The sequence below is a fragment of the Ohtaekwangia koreensis genome (genome assembly GCF_900167975.1).
Classification (GTDB): domain Bacteria; phylum Bacteroidota; class Bacteroidia; order Cytophagales; family Cyclobacteriaceae; genus Ohtaekwangia; species Ohtaekwangia koreensis.
Window position 1 is genome coordinate 2126808 of record NZ_FUZU01000001.1, and the last position, 19061, is coordinate 2145868.

The window sequence follows — 19061 nt, forward strand, 5'->3', positions numbered from 1 at the left end:
TGTTACTTGGAGAGCTTAGCGATTACGCTATAATTATCAAGCAACTGATCCAGGTTTAAATACTTGGAAGTAGAAAGATAATTTTCATCATTGTAATACGCGAAGATAGCAGTGTGATCTTTAATCGTATTAATCACTTCTTTTGAAATTTCTTTTGGCAATGCAGGGCATCCCTGGCTTCTTCCCAGCCGGCCATAATGCTTGATCCAGTATTCGCTTACGTAATCAGCATCGTGCATGACAACGGCACGCTTGCGCATATTGTCGTTGTATCCATTCTCTGCACCATCCAGTTTCAGGCTATATCCTTTACTTCCTATATAGGTCTCGGCTGTTATATAGAACCCAAGACTGCTTTGGTTGGAGTGTACTATATTTGAAAATGACTTAGCCATTTCCTCACCCGTATTTTTTCCATGGCTTACATACGTGAAAAATTTTACAGTATGACTCGCTATGTCAATAGTATAGAAACGCTTTTTGCTACTGGGTTTAGTGAAATCTATAATCGATAACAAATTCTTATCGCTGAGTTTTCCCTGCATCCGAAGTGTATAGTATCCGATAACGGCATACCTGAAAACTTTATAGGACAGGTCATACTGTTCAAGACCTATAGATGTATAAAGTGATTGGATGGAGTCTTCAAAACTTACAGCCACAGATTGCTCTGTGTGAGAAGAGTCTGCGACTGCATTGATTTTTGTAGAAGAAGTGTAATTTGATTTTGCGGGTTGTGCAGGCGAAAAGGAATACCAAGCTAGCAACAGATATACTGCGTATGTCATTCTTAAGAGGGGGTTATTTTAAGACAATGCGAAGCAACTACGAAATGGATTTTTAAAAAAATTAAAAAAACGCGAAAAAGTACATCTGAGCTTAAATCAAGTCGAAATGAACCGCGCCTTTCGAAAAAATCAATCTTAAGTATACGTAACGGGTAGCGATTTCTACAGTTCTCTTCTGTGAAATAATGGATATGTCGATAAAGTGAGTTATGTTAGAGGTTAGTATGCTCTGGAAAACCAAGTGATGTGTTCCGGAAATGCAGACAGAAAACTATATTTCAGCACTAAAGTTCTACAATCATGACCCTGAAAGCGGCCTTTACAGAAAAGAAATATCTAGTTACCATGATTTTCGTTACATCCTTATTTATGTTGTGGGGTATTGCGATCACCATGGGCGATGTGCTCAATAAACATTTTCAAAATGTATTGAGCGTGTCCAAATCCGAATCGGGCCTTGTCCAATTCTCTATTTTCGGGGCCTATGCCGTTATGGGTATACCTGCAGGGTTATTCATGAAAAGATTCGGATACAAAAACGGAGTACTCCTCGGATTATTTCTATATGCCTTGGGCGCATTCTTGTTTGTGCCTGCAGCAAACTCGGAGTCCTTTACTTTTTTTCGTGGTGCACTGTTTATTCTCGCCTGTGGCCTGGCTACACTGGAAACGGTAGCGCATCCTTTTGTGGCTTCACTCGGAGATCAGCGTACGAGTGATCAACGTATTAATTTCGCACAATCGTTTAATGGATTGGGGGCAGTACTGGGTCCATTACTTGGAGGATTTTTTATTCTTCGTGCCGGCCAGGATTATTCGCATGAACTTGATTCGGTGAAGTTCCTATATATAGCCATCGGATCCGTAATCACAGTGATCGGAGTATCGTTTGCATTTGTAAAAGTGCCACCCATTTCCGATCCACATGATTCAAGTATAGATATAGCATCGACAGGAGCCGTTATCCCCAAGAAGAAACTATTTCAACATTCTCATTTTGTATGGGCAGCGATCGCACAGTTCTTTAACGTAGCAGCACAAGGCGGAACATGGGCATACTTCATTAACTATAGCGTGGAAATCAATCCTGGCATGAGCGATGAACGTGGTGCCTATTTCTTTTCACTTAGCATGGTAGCGATGATGGCCGGAAGATTTTTGTCCACTTTCCTGATGCGATTTATAGCTCCCAATAAATTACTTTCCATATATGCGTTGGCGAATATTGTACTCTGCATTATCATTGCACAGAGCTGGGGCACAGTGTCCTTTGTGTCGCTCATCATGTTAAACTTCTTCTTCAGCATAATGTTTCCCACTATATTTAGCTTAGGATTAAAAGACATGGGTAAGTATACCCAGCAGGCCTCTTCCTATATTGTGATGGGCGTAGTAGGCGGTGCGCTGTTCCCGCCAATTATGGGAATTGTAGCAAACAAAAGTATTGCCGCTGCGTATTATCTGCCAATCATCTGCTATGCCGTGATCTTTGTCTACGGCTACACACTTTATAAAGTAAGAAAATAACGAAATAGAATTGAAGCTATAGTAAGGACCTTGTTGGGATGTTGATTCCGGTGAGGTCCTGCTTATATGTATATATTGTGATTATGCGATTAATTGTTTGAAGCCCCGCTCGTAATCCAGCACAGGATTGCATTTTTCTCATCAGATGTTAACGATCCTTCTTTCGGCATATCACCACTTGTTACACTTGTGCTAATGGAGTTCCGGGCGCTATATACATCACTATATGTTAATAACTCACCTGGGCCATGATTACTCCCTGAACCATGACAATTGGAATTGGTAGCACACGATGATTGAATGATCGGACTGACATCCGTTTCATATGATACCGTTACGCCACTGCAACTGACAGTAGACGAAGAATCATGATCGGTACAGGCTGTAACGATTATCAATATAACACCTGTAATGGTAGCAATGCGGTGATGTAATGAAGATACAAAGTTATACTTAACTCCCATTTTATATTTTGTTTGTTATAGAAACGAACAGATCGGAGTGCTTCATCTATATGCTTTCATGAATGAGACAAGGCATAATTTTGTAATGATGAGCAATTCGTTTTCTCCAATGAAGCGCGAATGTCTGTAGAAGATCTTGTACAATGAACAGATCAACCAGATACATATCGGCATAATTAAGTCTTAAATACATCAAGAAAAGATCTGGCGCTGAATTTTAAGCCTGTTGAGGGCATAGCGAAAGATCATGGATTCTATTTTAACAACCGAAGGACTGGTGAGTTTGGTAACATTAACATTCCTGGAAATTGTTCTGGGTATAGATAATGTTGTTTTTATTTCAATTCTAACAGGGCGACTTCCTCAAGCGCAACAAAGTAGAGCCCGAGCGTTAGGTATCGGTCTCGCGCTGGTTGCCAGAATACTGCTATTGCTGGGAGTGAGTTGGCTCATTGGATTGCAGAAACCAATTTTCACGTTCAACGATTTTCAACTCAGCTATCGCGACATTATTCTCTTAGCCGGTGGACTTTTTCTGATTGGTAAAAGCGTATCGGAAATTCACGCCAAGATTGAGGGCGCTGGTAAAACAGAAGTGAAGAGCAAACCATTGAGCCTGCGCGCAGCAATTATTCAGATTATTTTAATCGACCTTATTTTTTCATTGGACTCTATACTGACGGCCATTGGTCTTGTTGAAAACGTGATCATTATCGTTATTGCAGTGGTGATCTCGCTATCCGTGATGCTGTTCTTTTCACGCGCCATCAGCGACTTCATTAATCAGCATCCGGCTATGAAGCTCCTCGCACTTGCTTTCCTGGTCATGATCGGAACGTTGTTGGTAGTGGAAGGTTTCCATGTCCATGTGCCGCGGGGATATATATACTTCTCAATGGCGTTTGCGCTGGGTATAGAGCTGTTGAATATGAAGATCAGAAAGAAGACGGTTGTTATTACTCAAGTGGACCCTGAACCCGATAAGAAAGTAAAAGCAACCAACACGGTACGTAGTATTTAATCAACCGGCATATATAAATGAAAGCCATCATCCGGATATCTTTTCTGCTGATCGTAATTTTTTTAACGGCTTGCAATTCGCGTAAGCGGGAAAATATCAAGGCGTCTACAGATACCGTTGCAACGTCTCTGGAGGATACCGCATTGCCGGTTCCTTACGCTACCAAATCCGTAAAGAATTTTTGTAATGTACTGGGTTGGCCTGCAAATAAAACACCTGTTGCTCCCGAAGGATTTACCGTAACGAAGTTTGCAGACAGTCTGCGAAATCCACGATGGATCTATATAGGACAAAACGGAGATATATTTGTTTCGGAAGCAAATACCGAAGCGAAAGGCGGAAAGAAGATTGTGAACGAACTCACAGGTAAAGATGATTCGCAGAACCTGGGCGAAAGTGCAAATCGTATTACGCTGTTCCGTGATACTAATAAAGATGGTAAACCTGATGAGCGCCATGTCTTTTTATCGGGTCTTACACAACCCTTCGGTATGCTCATACTCAACAATCATTTTTATGTTGCTAACACCGATGGTGTCTGGCGTTATCCCTATAAATCAGGCGAGAACTCTATAAAAGCAAAAGGAGAGAAAATCCTTCCGTTGCCTGCGGGTGGGTATAATAATCATTGGACACGGAATATTATAGCAAGCGAGAATGACAGCAAGATATACATAGCGGTAGGCTCTGGTAGTAACAATGGCGAGAACGGAATGGAGTATGAATTTCACCGCGCAAATATACTGGAGATCAATCCTGATGGATCGGGGCTTCGCGTTTATGCAGGCGGACTACGCAATCCGGTAGGTATAGATTTACAACCTGGTACTCATACACTTTGGGCTGCCGTAAATGAGCGCGATGATCTTGGCGATGAACTTGTGCCAGACTATCTCACCAGTGTAAAAGAGAATGGATTCTATGGATGGCCCTATACCTATTTTGGTAATCACGATGATCCAGGTGTTGACCTTCCGTTACCGGATTCTCTTAAAAATGTACTCACTCCCGAAGTAAAGCTTGAAGCACATTCTGCGTCTCTGGGATTTTCATTCTATGATTCAAAAGCGTTTCCTGCTAAATTTCATAACGGTGCATTTATAGGACAACACGGTTCCTGGAACAGGTCTACGCTTGCAGGCTATAAAGTTGTTTTCGTTCCCTTTAACAATAACAAGCCCGGTGTACCTGAAGATTTTCTTACAGGTTTTATTAAAGACGCCAGTAAGAATGAGGTATATGGCCGTCCGGTAGGAGTCACCGTTGCTGCAGATGGTGCCTTGCTGGTAGCAGACGATGCAGCCAATACCGTTTGGCGCGTAAGTGCCCGGTAAGTATATATAGCCGTTCTATAGTTTCAGGTGGAAGCAGGCATATATATCTTTAACCACATCTTTCGTGTCAGCCATAATAAGCAAGTGATCGCTCCCTTCAATCACCGTATCACCACGCACCGTCAGGTATTTGCCATCGCGGTGGATTAAAACAATTAAAGCGCTACGCGGTAAATCCAATTCCACCACAGCCTTACCCGCTATAGGGGAGTCAGCCGGTATATCTAGTTCGAGCAGTTCTGCTTTCAGATCATCTTTGATTTCTATATCGAGTGGAAATTTCCGTTTGAGCTTTTCAGGAACGCTTACCTTCAGCCACTTCGCTACCACGGGCAGCATGGTGCCTTGCACCAGCACCGATGATACGGATATAAAGAACACAAGATTAAAGATCATGTGAGCATTCTGAATACCTGCTATTAATGGATACATAGCAAATACGATCGGTACTGCACCACGCAAACCCACCCAGGATATAAATAATTTTTTGCGCCAGCGCAGGTTCGCTCGTGCCAGGGCTATAAATACCGCGATAGGTCGTGCGACAAAAATAAGCACCACCGCCAGTAACACGCCCTTTCCTATAAACGGTACGATCTGACTCGGAAATACAAGCAGTCCTAATGTAAGGAACATGATGATTTGCATTAACCATGCTTGTCCATCATAGAACTTCATTAAGCTTTTCTTATGAATAAAATTACTGCTGCCCAGAATGATAGCCGCTATATAGATTGCCAGGAAACCGTTACCACCGATAAAGTTTGTAAAGGAGAAAGTGAAGAACACCATCGATAATATTAATACAGGGTATAATCCTTCAATATCAAGTTTGATCTTGTTGGTGATATAGATCATGAGCTTGCCAAATATATACCCGCAAGCGGTACCCAATCCCATGCCAATGAGAAATTTAGGAACCAATGAAACAATGGAAGCATCCGGGTTTTGAACCAGGAATGTAAAGCTGACTGTGAGGAAATACGCCATGGGATCATTGCTGCCACTCTCCAGTTCGAGCAGTGGGCGGATGTTTCCCTTCAATCCTATATTACGCGAGCGCAGAATCGAGAATACAGCCGCGGCATCCGTAGAGGATACAATGGCACCTAGTAACAACCCTTCTTTTAGAGATATATTTAGAAAATACGAAGAGAAGATTCCGACAACAGCAGCAGTGATCAACACACCAATGGTTGATAATGATATTCCGCTTTTCAGTACGGGCTTTACGCTTTCCCACTTTGTATCAAGTCCTCCGGAGAAAAGTATAAATGTAAGTGCTACTACTCCGAGGAACTCAGCAACCTTCGGATCGTTAAAGTATATCCCGCCAAGGCCATCCGATCCTGCAACCATACCAACAATAAGAAATAGTATCAATGCAGGTATACCAAAACGGAAAGAAGTTTTGCTTGAAATGATGCTGACAAACAGGAGAAGTGAACCTAAAAGTAGAATGTTGTGTGAGGAAAGTAGCATGGTCAGACTAGTCGTAAAGCTAAAAAAGGTAAAGATAAAAAAACGAAAGCGAAGATTTTAGAGTGTTGATCGATCCCTGTAAAATCTGCACCAGTGTGCTTATTTCGGTATTTTTCGAGTGGTCGTTGTAGTTATATAAAAAATTTCAAACGATTTAAATGTAGACCGGAGTTGGTTTTTGTAAAATAATTTGATTTATTTCAACGCATTAAGATCATGCACGGAGATTCAACAATCGATATGGAATTGCAGCAGTGGGATGCCATGAGAGGGGGAGATGAGCAAGCTTTCTCCTGGTTGTATGATCGTTATTTTAAGTTGCTATATAATTACGGCCGGAAGATCGGCACAAGTGAAGCAGCACTTGAAGATGGTATACATGATCTGTTTGTAGACCTCTGGCGTTTCCGAAAAACATTGTCTTCCACTACTTCGGTTCGTTTTTACTTATACCGATCTTTACGAAGAAGGTTGATGCGCAATGATTCGCGCAATAGTTATTTTACTTCCGATGGATCGATCATTGAAGATGCATTGAAAGCATCAACGCCTTCCTCCGAAGAAAATCTAATCGATGAAGAAGATAATCATCAACGCATATATAGGCTGAAAAAGCTCTTGAGTGATTTGTCGCCTCGACAATATGAAGCACTTATACTTCGCTACTACGATGAAATGGCGTTCGATGAAATTGCCGCTATATTAAATGTGAACGAGCAGTCAGCTCGCAACCTTGTTCAACGCGGGTTGCTACAACTCAGGCACTACGCCAAATATGTTATCAGCCTGACATTATTCTGTCTTCTGAGCTGACAATCTTTTTCTTCCCAAGCGATATACTTCCATACTCTATACTTCTGAGAAGAAGTAAGATTTTGCTCGTACGTGTGTCTTCAACACTTCTTAAAAAAAATATTTTTTCCGGAAGGTGAGTTAAATTCAGAAAACGTTGCTTTTAGCTGTTATATCGTTTGAATTAACTTCATGTATGAAAGACTATACCCGTTTTAGTGCCGAAGATTTCGCTACCGATGATGACTTCATCAAGTGGGTAAAGTATGCCCATCGGTACCCTGACCTCGATGTGTTCTGGACGAACTGGCTGCAGGCATACCCGCATCGCCAGGAAGAAGTGGAGGAGGCGAAACTGATGATCCGCGCTATACTGGAGGAGCCTCAACATATACCCGATGCTGAAAAACAAAAAGCGGTATGGAAAGATATATCCGTTACATTGAACCTGCTGGCGCAGGAAGAAAAGAGAACGATACCTTTCTGGCGCAAGTGGTATAGTAAAGCAGCGATGGTAATGATCGTGCTGGGTATAGGTTGGTATAGCTACAGAGTTGTTTTCGTGGGACATCCTGCTGTCAATCATCACCCGGTGATTGCTATGATAAATCTGGAGAAACAAGTTAACAATGGCGATGTACCCAAAACGATTATCCTGGAGGATGGTACATCTATTGTATTGCAGCCCCATAGTATGCTGCGGTATCCTAAACATTTTAAAATTGATCTCCGTGAAGTATACTTGATCGGTGAAGCATTCTTTGAAGTAAAGAAAGATCCGAATCGCCCCTTCATTGTGCATGCGAATGAGATTGTTACCCGTGTGTTGGGGACAAGCTTCACCGTACGCAATTTCATAGGAGAAAAAAAGGTAATGGTGCAGGTTAAGACCGGAAAAGTATCGGTGTTTAAAGACCTGAGCAAAGAAAAAAAGAAAGCGCCTGTTAAAGACGAAGTAGACCGCGTGGAAGGTGTTGTACTCATGCCCAATCAGCAGGTGGTATATGAACGCAACGCGATGAAGATGGTGAAGTCACTCGTAGAAAATCCAAGCGTGTTGGTACCCGTTGCCAAGCTGGAATTTGAATTTACAGATGAACCTATCCGTGAAGTATTTAAAGCGATCGAAAATGCCTATGGTGTAGAGATCGTGTACGATGAGGAAGTACTTTCCAATTGCTATATCAACGCTTCGTTATCGGATGTTCCGCTATACGATAAGATGAAACTTATCTGCAAAGGTATAGATGCTACTTACGAGATTATTGATTCGCACATCATTGTTTACGGCAAGGGATGTAGTACGCGATGAGATGCTCTGATGAAAGAATATACACTTACCCAAACTCAACCAGCAACACTATGAAAACATAACTACCAAAAAAAGAAACCGATGGTGGGCTAACACCACCGGTTCTGAATGCCACCCATATTCATCCTGGCGAGGATGAGGGGGCGTTGCCTCTCTGTATCACATCAAGACAAAACATTTCAAAAGTATGAAAAAAGAACTACAAGTTCATGGACATCTATTGTTCATTATGAGGGTTTCATTCATTCACTTTATTTACTTCCTTACTTTTTTAGGCGTGGCTCACGCCAGTGAAATCACTGCACAAGTGTTGGAAAAGAAGGTTACGATTGAATTAAAGAACGTAAATCTTCGTACTGCGTTACAAAAAATTGAACGTACTTCAGACGTTAAATTTTTATATCAGTCGCAGCTGATCTCTCCGAAAGAACACGTCAGCTTAACGGCAACAGACGAGCGCCTCGGAGATCTCCTGAAACAGATCCTTGAACCGCTGCATATTGTATTTGAGGCAGACGGTAACCAAATCGTCCTCACCCGTGAGCGAACCGGCTCGAGTGATAGTGCTCCGGAAGACTATAGCAGCACGGGAGCGTACGATATACTCATCTCCGGAACGATTACCGATGAGCAGAATCAACCTTTGCCCGGAGTAAATATACTTGTGAAAGGTTCTTCGGTCGGCACAACTTCGGATGCGAACGGTGCCTATAGTATTTCTGTTGAAGATGAAAACTCTACACTTGTTTTTTCATTTATAGGTTTCCTTACACAGGAGATTGCTATAGCAAATCAAACAACGATCAACGTAATCATGGCGGCTGATGTCACTTCATTACAGGAAGTGGTTGTGGTGGGATATGGCGAAGTAAAAAAGTCTGATCTCACCGGTTCAGTAGCGTCTATCAAGTCGGAAGAACTGAATGCATACCCTGCTACAAATTTAGTGCAGTCACTTTCCGGAAGAGCACCCGGTGTACAGATCTCGCAAAATACAGGAGCACCCGGAAGTTCTATAAGCGTAAGGATCCGCGGTACAAATTCTCTACAGGGCAGCAACGAACCGCTCTACGTAGTAGATGGTTTCCCATATTCGGGTAATCCTACCTTGCTGAACAATGTAGATATAGAATCTATACAAGTATTGAAAGATGCATCGGCTACTGCTATATATGGATCGCGTGGTGCAAACGGTGTGGTAATCATCACAACAAAAAGAGGCAAGCAGGGAAAGACAACAGTAGACTATGACGGCTACTACGGTTGGCAAACTATTCGTAAGAAAATTGAAATGATGAATGCGAAGGAGTATGCTTTGTTCTACAACGAGCAAGCCGCCAACGATGGACTCGCTCCGCATTTTACACAAGATGAGATAAACTCATTTGGTGAAGGTACCGACTGGCAGGAACTCGCACTGCAAACTGCGCCCATTCAAAATCACTCCTTAACTATAAATGGAGGCAGCGAAAAGACACGCTTCTCTATTTCCGGAAGCAATTTCAACCAGGACGGAATTATTATTGGAAGTAACTATATACGCAACTCAGTACGCGCGAATATTACTACCGACATCAGTAAAAAATTCAAATTCGATCTCAATACTATATTAAGCCGCATTGATTCGGACCGGAAAAATTCCGGTGGCGGAAACAGGGGAGGATCATTGATCTCTGCCATGCTATCGGGTTATCCTACACAAACACCCTATAACAGCGATGGTACCTATACCAATCTGATGACAGCATATTCCTGGGGATCCAACGTTATTACCAACCCCTTGAACTATATCGAGCAGCAATCTGATCACATCCGTTCGAATAAAGTACTCACCAACGGTGCACTGACCTTTACACCCATTGAAGGATTATCGATTAAAATACTGGGTGGTATAGAAAATACCGAAGATCGTACCGATGGCTATACCACAAAGAAATTTATTAACTCGGCAGGATCGGCTTCTGTGGGCACAACCCAGATCAGCAGTGTGCTGAGCGAAAACACGGTGAGCTATACCAAGGAATTCGGACGGCACAATCTCTCTGCAGTAGCAGGTTTTACCTATCAGAATTATACCACTACAACACTCAATGCATCCGGCAGCGGATTTGTAAGCGATGTACAAGAGTCCTTTGATATAGGAGCAGCGGCTACACAGGGCGTACCCAGTTCATCTTTCTCAGAGTGGCACCTATTGTCTTATCTGGCGCGCGTAAATTATTCATTTAACGAAAAATATCTGGCCACGATCAGTTTTCGTGCCGATGGTTCTTCACGCTATAGCGAAGGGCAGAAGTGGGGAAGCTTCCCTTCCGCATCGTTGGCGTGGCGATTATCAGAAGAGGAATTCATGAAAGGTATATCTTTTATATCTGACTTTAAAGTACGCGCAGGATACGGTGAAACCGGAAGCACAGCAATCAATCCATACCAGACGCTTAATCAGCTGGTGTCGGGGAAAGTCGTATTTGGCGATGCACTGGTTACATACTATGCTCCTGATACACGATTGGCAGGTCCATTGAAATGGGAAACCACCGCGCAGTCAGATGTAGGTATAGATATAGGGTTCCTGCAGAATCGGTTTACGTTAACAGCGGATTACTATGTAAAGAATACGCGTGATTTGTTGAACAACGTGCCACTGCCTTCATCACTCGGGTATGGCTATACTATCCAGAACGTGGGTAAAGTTCAGAATAAAGGACTTGAGCTCGCTGCCAGTGCCGTTGTGCTGGAGGGGCCATTTCAGTGGGATGTTTCGGCCAACATGTCCATCAACAGAAATAAAGTAGTGAAGCTGTATGGCGGTAACGATGTGTTGGGACAATCCATTGATATATCCGTGGTAAATGATAATATAAATATACTGCGCGAAGGGGAGTCGATCGGTGCCTTCTTTGGTTATGTTGAGAAAGGGTATGATGCTAACGGTAAAATAGTATATGAAGATTTTAATGCTAACGGAACACGGGATATAGGCGATAAGCGCATCATTGGAAATCCCAATCCTAAATTTATCTATGGATTCAATTCCAATATGGCCTATAAAAACTTTGAGCTTAGTGTATTCATTCAGGGCTCATACGGCAATGACATCTTCAACTTAAGTGCTGTGAACCAGACCTTGGATTATGGTCAGGCATTGAACATGCCGCGGGAAGTATATGAAGACCATTGGACACCAGAAAATACGGATGCTAAGTATCCGGTCATCAGCCGCTCGACACAAACACAAGTGTCCGATCGCTTTGTAGAAGATGGATCATACCTGCGTTTTAAAAATATACAGCTAAGTTATAATCTTCCGGTAGGCAATTTCAATCTGAACTGGCTACGCAAAGCACAGATCTATGTGAGCGGACAAAACCTGATTACCCTTACGGGATACTCCTGGTATGATCCTGAAATCAACTCATACGGTGGATCCAATTCTATTCGCCTGGGTATAGATCACTACAGCTATCCAACATCCAAATCGATGACGGTAGGCGTACGACTTGGATTTTAATTATATATACTTGGAAAGTATACCACACACGTTCGTACATCACACCAGGCTGGCGGCCGAATAGCCAATAGCAAAAGCTCTTAAACCTTATATTATGAAAAAGATATTCACCTATATAATTACAGCGCTGGCCGTAACAGGTTGCAGCGAAGTTTTAGAGGAAAATCCTAAATCTTTATCAGCAGAAGTTTTTTATAACACAGCCGATGAAGCTGCTGCTGCCGTGAATGCGATCTACGGCCCGATGCGCACAGATGGTGCATTTGGAATAAATTATCCTGCACAGCAGGAAGGAATGGTCGACTATGGTAATTCACGCGGAAGTCAGACTCCCGTGAGTTTATACCAGGGACTTGATAACACCAACATCACGCGTGTAAGTGCTGTGTGGGACAATCTTTATCAGTCCATTCGCAATGCGAATATTGTAATCAAAAACGTGCCCAACGGAAATGATATTTCGCAGGCCGCTATAGATTTATACGTTGGCGAAGCCAAGTATCTCCGTTCACTGATATACTTTGTTATGGTACGAAACTGGAAAGGTGTACCGCTTCGTACTGAAAATAATATGACGGAGATAAATGTAGAGCGCGCCAGTATAGAAGAAGTATATGCGCTCATTGAAAGTGATGCACTGGCTGCCGAAGCTTCGCTGCCGGATGCGCCCGCACAACCCGGCAAGCCTACGAAGTGGGCTGCTAAAACATTGCTGTCGGAAATATACCTGAACCTGGGACGGTGGGAAGAGTCGAGTGCAAAAGCACAGGAAGTTATAGCTTCAGGCAAGTATTCATTAGTACCGGTTTCAGTGTCAGAGGATTTTCAGAAAATTTATGGCCCTGAGGTAGTGACGACATCCGAAGAGATCTTCTATTTTAAATATTCCCGTCAGCAGGGATTCGGATTGGTAAACTATGCGCATCGTGCCACAACACAGTATAAGTATTATGGTCCGGGTGGTGTATATGCTCAATATACTGATTCCGCATCAAATAGTATTATCAAAAACTGGGATAAGGCTGATCTCCGCAAGGCACATATACTCTATAATGTAGATGTAGGATTAGGAGCCAACACGTGCCTGTATCGGAAATACAGAGATCCGATTGCCACCAACCTGGGTGCTGGTAATGATTTTCCATGGTATAGATATGCCGATGTTCTATTATTCCATGCGGAAGCCAATGCACGCGCGAACAATGCGCCCACTGCGGAAGCTTTGGAGAGTTTGAATAGAGTACATCGCAGAGCGTATGGTTACGATGCGAATACACCTTCTCCGGTTGACTTTGCCATAGGCGATTTTGATCTCACTACATTTATTGACCAGGTAGTAGAAGAGCGTGGCTATGAAACCATGTACGAAGGTAAACGCTGGCTTGATCTGAAACGGTTGGGTATAGCGAAGCAACGTATCAAGGAAGTGAAGAATATTGACGTTGCTGAGAAACATATGTTCTGGCCGATCCCGAACTCGGAGCTGCTCTATAATAAAGCATTGGACGCTTCTGATCAGAATACAGGTTACTAGCTTTTTTAATAGGCACCTGCCTATAGCGGGTGCCTGTATATATAACATTCTAAACTTTACGGCATGATCTTTAAAAAATGCATAGCGGCATGCGTTATACTCTTGTCACTATATTCACCTCTGTGGGCCCAACGAATTATTGAAACGGATATTTGTGTTTATGGCGGAACTTCGGCTGGAGTTATAGCGGCCTATACAGCACAAAAACTTGGCAAGACCGCCATCCTGATCGAGCCGGGTCGACATCTGGGGGGAATGAGTTCAGGGGGATTAGGATATACTGATATCGGCAACAAATATGCAATCACCGGTTTAGCGCGTGATTTTTATAGGCGTGTGGGACAGCACTATGGTAAATTTGAGCAATGGACATTTGAGCCGCATGTAGCAGAAGATATATTTAAAGATTACGTTGCCCGGGGCAAATTTCAAGTGCTGTTTGAGAATCGTGTAAAGGAAGTAAGGAAGCAAGACAAACGAATCACGGAGATTACACTGGAGCATTCTGCAAACCGCAGTGCTGAAAATGTAGTGATCCGGGCAAAGGTATATATTGATTGTAGCTACGAGGGGGATGTGCTGGCAAAAGCCGGTGTCTCGTATGTAGTAGGAAGAGAAGATAATAAAGACTTCAATGAAACCATCAATGGCGTGCAACTGATGGAAGGGCACCAGTTCCCCGAAGGTATAGATCCCTATATACTTCCCGGAAGACAAGAGAGTGGTTTGGTCTGGGGTGTTAGCCGTGAAGCATTATTACCGGCAGGAACGGGTGATAAAAAAGTGCAGGCCTATAATTACCGCATTTGTTTATCGTCTGATAAGAATAATTTTGTGCCAATTACCAGGCCTGAAGAATACGACTCTACGCGGTATGAATTAGCAGTTCGTCTGTTCAAAGCATTCCCGCAGAAGAAAAGACTGGATGATTATTTCATTTGGAGTCGCATGCCAAATAACAAGACGGATATTAACAATCGCGGTGGATTCTCTACCGATATGATAGGTATGAACTATAAATATCCGGATGGAAACTACGAACAACGTAAACAGATTATTTACGAGCATGAGCAGTATACTAAGGGCCTGCTATATTTTTTTGGACACGATCCGCGTGTTCCCAAGGAGCTGAGGGATGAAATGCTCAAGTGGGGATACCCGAAGGATGAATATATAGACAATGGACATTGGTCGCCACAACTCTATATTCGCGAAGCCAGGCGAATGGTGGGAAGTTATGTAATGAGCCAGGCAAACTGCGAAGGTAAGCTGGTGGTGAAAGATGGCGTTGGTATGGCGGCATATACTATGGATTCTCACAACTGCCAACGGATTGTCGTGAATGGCCAGGTAAAGAATGAAGGCAATGTGGAGATTGGCGGATTTGGCCCTTACCCGATTGCGTATGGTTCTATCATACCGAAGGCATCCGAGTGTACGAATCTTTTAGTGCCGGTATGTTTGTCCGCTACACATATAGCGTATGGCTCGATTCGCATGGAACCTGTTTTCATGGTGCTCGCACAATCGGCCGCAACGGCTGCGGTACAGGCCATCAACAAGAACATCGGCATTCATGCCATTGATGTGACAAAGCTCCAGCAAGAGCTAGCGGCAAATCCGCTGGCGGATGGCAGCCTCTTTGATGTACTGGTCGATAACGAGGATACCAAACGTGTAACTAAACGAGGCAACTGGACTGCTGAGAAAAAAGGTGGCTATGGACCTTCATTTTTTGTCAACGATCCCGCATCCAAGAATAATCAATCCGTACGGTTTACTCCGGATATTCCGAAGAATGGATCTTATCATGTATATATATACTTCCCAAAAGTGTCGGGTATCTCTTCGCGCACTACCGTAACGGTCTCTGACGGAAAGAAGCAATATTCTCATATTATTAAATCTTCCGAGATCATCGTTGAAGGCCAGACTTCCGGGGAGTGGGTCGATGTTGGTAAATATACACTTGCCAAAGGAAATACAGCTTTCGTGGAGATATCCTCGGCCGATTCCGATGGTAAAGTGCTTGCAGATGCAGTCATCTGGGTACCTGCCGCCAATTGAGACCGCTATCATCAATGTTAAAAAGCTACCGCTAACATGAAGACTACATCCATCATGAAAATTTTATTCCTGAGTATATTCTCTTTTTTATCAATATGTTCTTTCGCGCAATATGACCTTGTTATAGTAGGGGGAACTCCCGGAGGAATCATGTCTGCTATAGCAGCGGCAAAGGAAGGCAAGACATCGGTTATACTAGAGCGTACCAATCACATTGGTGGTTTACCCGCAAATGGGTTGGGGGCTACTGATATCGCAACACGCGGTGCTACCACCGGCTTATTTTTGGATTTCATTAACCGGATTAAGCTATACTATACTGCCAAGTATGGCGCAGATTCCAGGCAGGTAAAAGATTGTTCCGATGGATTCCACTTCGAGCCTTCCGTAGGAGAGATTATCCTGGAGCAAATGCTGGCAGAACATAAAACGAAAGTAACGATCCACAAGATGCGGCAGTTCGATGTGTCCGAAAAAAATATAGTCATGCAGAATGATCGGATAGAGAAAATCTATATACTAAATCGCGAATCCCAACAGCGGGAAGAATATACCGGTAAGATCTTTATTGATGCAACATACGAAGGCGACCTGGGTGCTGCTGCAAATGTTCCTTTTCGACTTGGACGTGAAGGTAAAGATGAATTCAACGAGCGCGGTGCAGGTATAGTATATAAATACTGGGGTGGTACTGAAGGGGCGGGAACAACGTTTCAGGGCGACAATGCTGTGCAGTCCTATAACTATCGCTTGTGCCTCACCAACAATCCGGCTAATCGGGTTGAAGTGAAAAAGCCTCTGTCGTATAATCGCGAAGAGTATATATCGTTGATTGAAGACGTGTGGACCGGCCGACATACCGGTGTACAAATGCAACAGGTTACAGCCGCGATGCTGGAGGAGAACCGAAAGCATATTCAGAAAGGGAACGTCAGTAAAATCCCGGGCGATGTATGGGGCATTGCAAAAATTACAAACATGGTACCGCTGCCCAATGCCAAAACGGATGCGAATAATCAGCACATGGCATTTATATCTACAGATCTTCCGGAGGAGAACTGGCCATGGCCCACATCCAGTTGGGCATGGCGCGACCGATATGCATTGCGTCTTCGAAGCTATATACAAGGCCTGATCTGGTTTGCACAGAATGATAAAGCACTGCCCGAGCATTTTCGGAAAGCTGCAAAGGAGTGGGGCTTTGCTAAAGACGAGTATACCGATAATGATAATTTTCCACGGCAGGTATATGTGCGTGAGGGAAGAAGATTTGAAGGGATGTACTTCTTTACCGTGAAAGATGCTACAGAAGTTGCACCGGGTCAGCGTCCTCCTGTGCATACATCAAGTGTTACTGCCAGTCATTATGCATTTGATTCACATGCCGTAAGAAAACGCGAACCTAACCGGATTCATCTCGATGGTTTTTTAAGTTACCCGTCACAGGTATATACGGTGCCGTATGGTGTAATTGTTCCCAAGACCGTTGACAATCTTCTTTTGCCAGTGCCTGTATCGGGAAGTCACATCGGTTTTTCAACGATCCGCATGGAGCCTTGCTGGATGGCCTTGGGACAAGCGGCCGGTATAGCCGCATCATTGGCCATCGACAAGCAAATGAAAGTAAGAAATATAACGGTCGAAGATTTGCAATCTATACTCATTGATCAGCAGGCAACACTTATATACTTTCAGGATGTAAAACCTGGAAGTCCGGAATTTAAAGTGATACAGATCATGGCCCTCCGTGGTTATCTGCCGGCATGGCAGGCAAAACTTGGTGATCCCATCGATGCAGAAACCATCGGAAGTTGGGAGAAGCTCTCTGGTCTAAAAGTGAATGCTGAGCCCGGTAAAACAAGCAGGGGAGATGCGTTACGCGATCTTTATCAGAAACTAGAATAGAGTAAAACGATCTGCAGCGCTATCTATATATACTAATATAGTGAACGCTGCAGCATTGTGCCCTTATCATCCGTCAATTCCTAAATCATCTTTCGAATGAATGAAAAAAGCACCTGGAGACAAGTTCTTCAGCCACCGGTAATTATTGCCGCGCTTGGATACTTTGTAGATATATATGACTTGTTGTTATTCAGTATAGTTCGTGTGCCCAGTCTAAAAGCACTTGGGTTAAGCGGTGATCAACTTCTGAAGGAAGGGATTTTCCTGATCAATGTCCAAATGACAGGGCTCTTGGTTGGAGGGATTCTGTGGGGAATACTTGGTGATAAGCGTGGACGGTTATCGGTATTGTTTGGATCTATACTCTTATACTCGCTGGCAAACCTGGCGAATGGTTTTGTTACGAACGTTCCCGAGTATGCTATACTTCGATTTATAGCCGGTATAGGATTGGCAGGCGAGCTGGGTGCTGGCATTACACTGGTGGCAGAAATATTGCCAAAGCACATCCGTGGATACGGTACAGCATTGGTTGCCTCGGTAGGATTATTAGGGGCTGTGCTGGCTTATTTTGTGGCGGCCTATACCGATTGGCGTATAGCCTATGGGATTGGAGGCGGCCTTGGCTTGTGCCTCTTGCTACTTCGGTATAGTGTGGCGGAATCAGGAATGTTTTCATCCACAAAGAAGAAGGCTGTGCAGCGCGGTAATTTCTTCCAGTTGTTTACCAGGGCGAATACCTTTCTAAGCTATACGCGTTGTATCTTCATCGGGTTGCCGATCTGGTTCGTCATTGGAATCCTGATTACGTTCTCACCAGAATTTGCTTCGACACTTTCATTGCCCGGAGCTGTTGATGCTGGCAAAGCTGTTATGTTCTGTTATATAGGGCTGTCGCTTGGCGATCTGAGTAGCGGAAGCCTGAGTCAGTTTTTGAAAAGCCGTAAAAAAGTTGTGTTCCTTTTTATGATCATTACCAGCGTAGCCATAACGTTGTATCTCACGCTCTCGCAACAGTCGGTTACTATATTTTATAGTACGTGTTTCTTTCTTGGGTTTCTCCATTGGCTATTGGGCATTGTTTGTCACGATAGCAGCAGAACAGTTTGGTACAAACATTCGCGCTACTGTAGCGACCACCGTGCCGAATGTAGTACGCGCCACGGTATTGCCGCTTACATTTATATTTGAATTGCTGCGCGAAAATGTTGGTATGATTCAGAGTGCTGCCTTTGTTGGTGCAGGAACCATTATAATTGCCATGATCGCATTGTGGAAAATGAAGGAGACCTTCGGGAAAGATCTTGATTTTGAAGAAAGATAA

General features: G+C 43.5%; 13 protein-coding genes. 10 read left to right on the forward strand and 3 right to left on the reverse strand.

All coding sequences use genetic code 11. The annotated features are described in order from the left end of the window. Nucleotides 1-2: 2 nt before the first annotated feature. Nucleotides 3-788, reverse strand: coding sequence for a murein L,D-transpeptidase catalytic domain family protein (locus B5Y40_RS08720; protein WP_079686292.1), 786 nt, complete (start codon nt 786-788; stop codon nt 3-5). 300 nt (nt 789-1088) lie between these two features. Here B5Y40_RS08720 and fucP point away from each other — a divergent pair, with 300 nt between their 5' ends. Next, entirely contained in the window at nt 1089-2315 is a 1227-nt protein-coding gene (gene fucP, locus B5Y40_RS08725; protein WP_079686293.1) for an L-fucose:H+ symporter permease, read from the forward strand. 89 nt (nt 2316-2404) lie between these two features. Here fucP and B5Y40_RS08730 read toward each other — a convergent pair whose 3' ends face one another. Next, nucleotides 2405-2779 carry a hypothetical protein gene (locus B5Y40_RS08730; RefSeq protein WP_079686294.1) on the reverse strand — a complete coding sequence of 125 codons (375 nt, stop codon included), beginning with the start codon at nt 2777-2779 and terminating at the stop codon, nt 2405-2407. A gap of 247 nt (nt 2780-3026) precedes the next feature. On the opposite strand from B5Y40_RS08730, the gene B5Y40_RS08735 reads away from it, so the two are divergent. Both B5Y40_RS08735 and B5Y40_RS08740 read left to right on the forward strand, forming a co-directional pair. After that, entirely contained in the window at nt 3027-3800 is a 774-nt protein-coding gene (locus B5Y40_RS08735; RefSeq protein ID WP_079686295.1) for a TerC family protein, read from the forward strand. Between the two features lie 17 nt (nt 3801-3817). Beyond that, nucleotides 3818-5134: a PQQ-dependent sugar dehydrogenase gene (locus B5Y40_RS08740; RefSeq protein ID WP_079686296.1), complete on the forward strand. Its 1317-nt coding sequence runs from the start codon at nt 3818-3820 to the stop codon at nt 5132-5134. A gap of 15 nt (nt 5135-5149) precedes the next feature. Here B5Y40_RS08740 and B5Y40_RS08745 read toward each other — a convergent pair whose 3' ends face one another. Next, nucleotides 5150-6616 (reverse strand): potassium/proton antiporter, encoded by a 1467-nt coding sequence (locus tag B5Y40_RS08745; protein WP_079686297.1) that lies wholly within the window; start codon nt 6614-6616, stop codon nt 5150-5152. 216 nt (nt 6617-6832) lie between these two features. Here B5Y40_RS08745 and B5Y40_RS08750 point away from each other — a divergent pair, with 216 nt between their 5' ends. The 7 genes from B5Y40_RS08750 (at nt 6833) to B5Y40_RS08780 (ending at nt 18928) form a co-directional block, all read left to right on the forward strand. Continuing rightward, nucleotides 6833-7429: an RNA polymerase sigma factor gene (locus B5Y40_RS08750; protein WP_079686298.1), complete on the forward strand. Its 597-nt coding sequence runs from the start codon at nt 6833-6835 to the stop codon at nt 7427-7429. Nucleotides 7430-7604: 175 nt separating this feature from the next. Further along, nucleotides 7605-8720, forward strand: coding sequence for a FecR family protein (locus tag B5Y40_RS08755; RefSeq protein WP_079686299.1), 1116 nt, complete (start codon nt 7605-7607; stop codon nt 8718-8720). Nucleotides 8721-8907: 187 nt separating this feature from the next. Further along, nucleotides 8908-12231: a SusC/RagA family TonB-linked outer membrane protein gene (locus B5Y40_RS08760; protein WP_245840501.1), complete on the forward strand. Its 3324-nt coding sequence runs from the start codon at nt 8908-8910 to the stop codon at nt 12229-12231. Nucleotides 12232-12325: 94 nt separating this feature from the next. Next, on the forward strand, nt 12326-13765 hold the full coding sequence (locus tag B5Y40_RS08765) for a RagB/SusD family nutrient uptake outer membrane protein (protein ID WP_079686300.1): 1440 nt from the start codon (nt 12326-12328) through the stop codon (nt 13763-13765). Between the two features lie 63 nt (nt 13766-13828). Then, nucleotides 13829-15832, forward strand: coding sequence for an FAD-dependent oxidoreductase (locus B5Y40_RS08770; RefSeq protein ID WP_079686301.1), 2004 nt, complete (start codon nt 13829-13831; stop codon nt 15830-15832). Nucleotides 15833-15868: 36 nt separating this feature from the next. Beyond that, nucleotides 15869-17737: an FAD-dependent oxidoreductase gene (locus B5Y40_RS08775; protein WP_221408880.1), complete on the forward strand. Its 1869-nt coding sequence runs from the start codon at nt 15869-15871 to the stop codon at nt 17735-17737. A 96-nt stretch (nt 17738-17833) separates the two neighbouring features. Then, a complete protein-coding gene (locus tag B5Y40_RS08780; RefSeq protein ID WP_245840502.1) occupies nt 17834-18928 on the forward strand; it encodes an MFS transporter in 1095 nt (364 codons plus the stop codon). Nucleotides 18929-19061: the final 133 nt, after the last annotated feature.

Excerpts from the sequence above, each read along its gene's own strand:
- B5Y40_RS08720 (WP_079686292.1), bottom strand. The coding sequence starts at position 788 with ATGACATACGCAGTATATCTGTTGCTAGCTTGGTATTCCTTTTCGCCT.
- fucP (WP_079686293.1), top strand. The coding sequence starts at position 1,089 with ATGACCCTGAAAGCGGCCTTTACAGAAAAGAAATATCTAGTTACCATG.
- B5Y40_RS08730 (WP_079686294.1), bottom strand. The coding sequence starts at position 2,779 with ATGGGAGTTAAGTATAACTTTGTATCTTCATTACATCACCGCATTGCT.
- B5Y40_RS08735 (WP_079686295.1), top strand. The coding sequence starts at position 3,027 with ATGGATTCTATTTTAACAACCGAAGGACTGGTGAGTTTGGTAACATTA.
- B5Y40_RS08740 (WP_079686296.1), top strand. The coding sequence starts at position 3,818 with ATGAAAGCCATCATCCGGATATCTTTTCTGCTGATCGTAATTTTTTTA.
- B5Y40_RS08745 (WP_079686297.1), bottom strand. The coding sequence starts at position 6,616 with ATGCTACTTTCCTCACACAACATTCTACTTTTAGGTTCACTTCTCCTG.
- B5Y40_RS08750 (WP_079686298.1), top strand. The coding sequence starts at position 6,833 with ATGCACGGAGATTCAACAATCGATATGGAATTGCAGCAGTGGGATGCC.
- B5Y40_RS08755 (WP_079686299.1), top strand. The coding sequence starts at position 7,605 with ATGAAAGACTATACCCGTTTTAGTGCCGAAGATTTCGCTACCGATGAT.
- B5Y40_RS08760 (WP_245840501.1), top strand. The coding sequence starts at position 8,908 with ATGAAAAAAGAACTACAAGTTCATGGACATCTATTGTTCATTATGAGG.
- B5Y40_RS08765 (WP_079686300.1), top strand. The coding sequence starts at position 12,326 with ATGAAAAAGATATTCACCTATATAATTACAGCGCTGGCCGTAACAGGT.
- B5Y40_RS08770 (WP_079686301.1), top strand. The coding sequence starts at position 13,829 with ATGATCTTTAAAAAATGCATAGCGGCATGCGTTATACTCTTGTCACTA.
- B5Y40_RS08775 (WP_221408880.1), top strand. The coding sequence starts at position 15,869 with ATGAAGACTACATCCATCATGAAAATTTTATTCCTGAGTATATTCTCT.
- B5Y40_RS08780 (WP_245840502.1), top strand. The coding sequence starts at position 17,834 with ATGAATGAAAAAAGCACCTGGAGACAAGTTCTTCAGCCACCGGTAATT.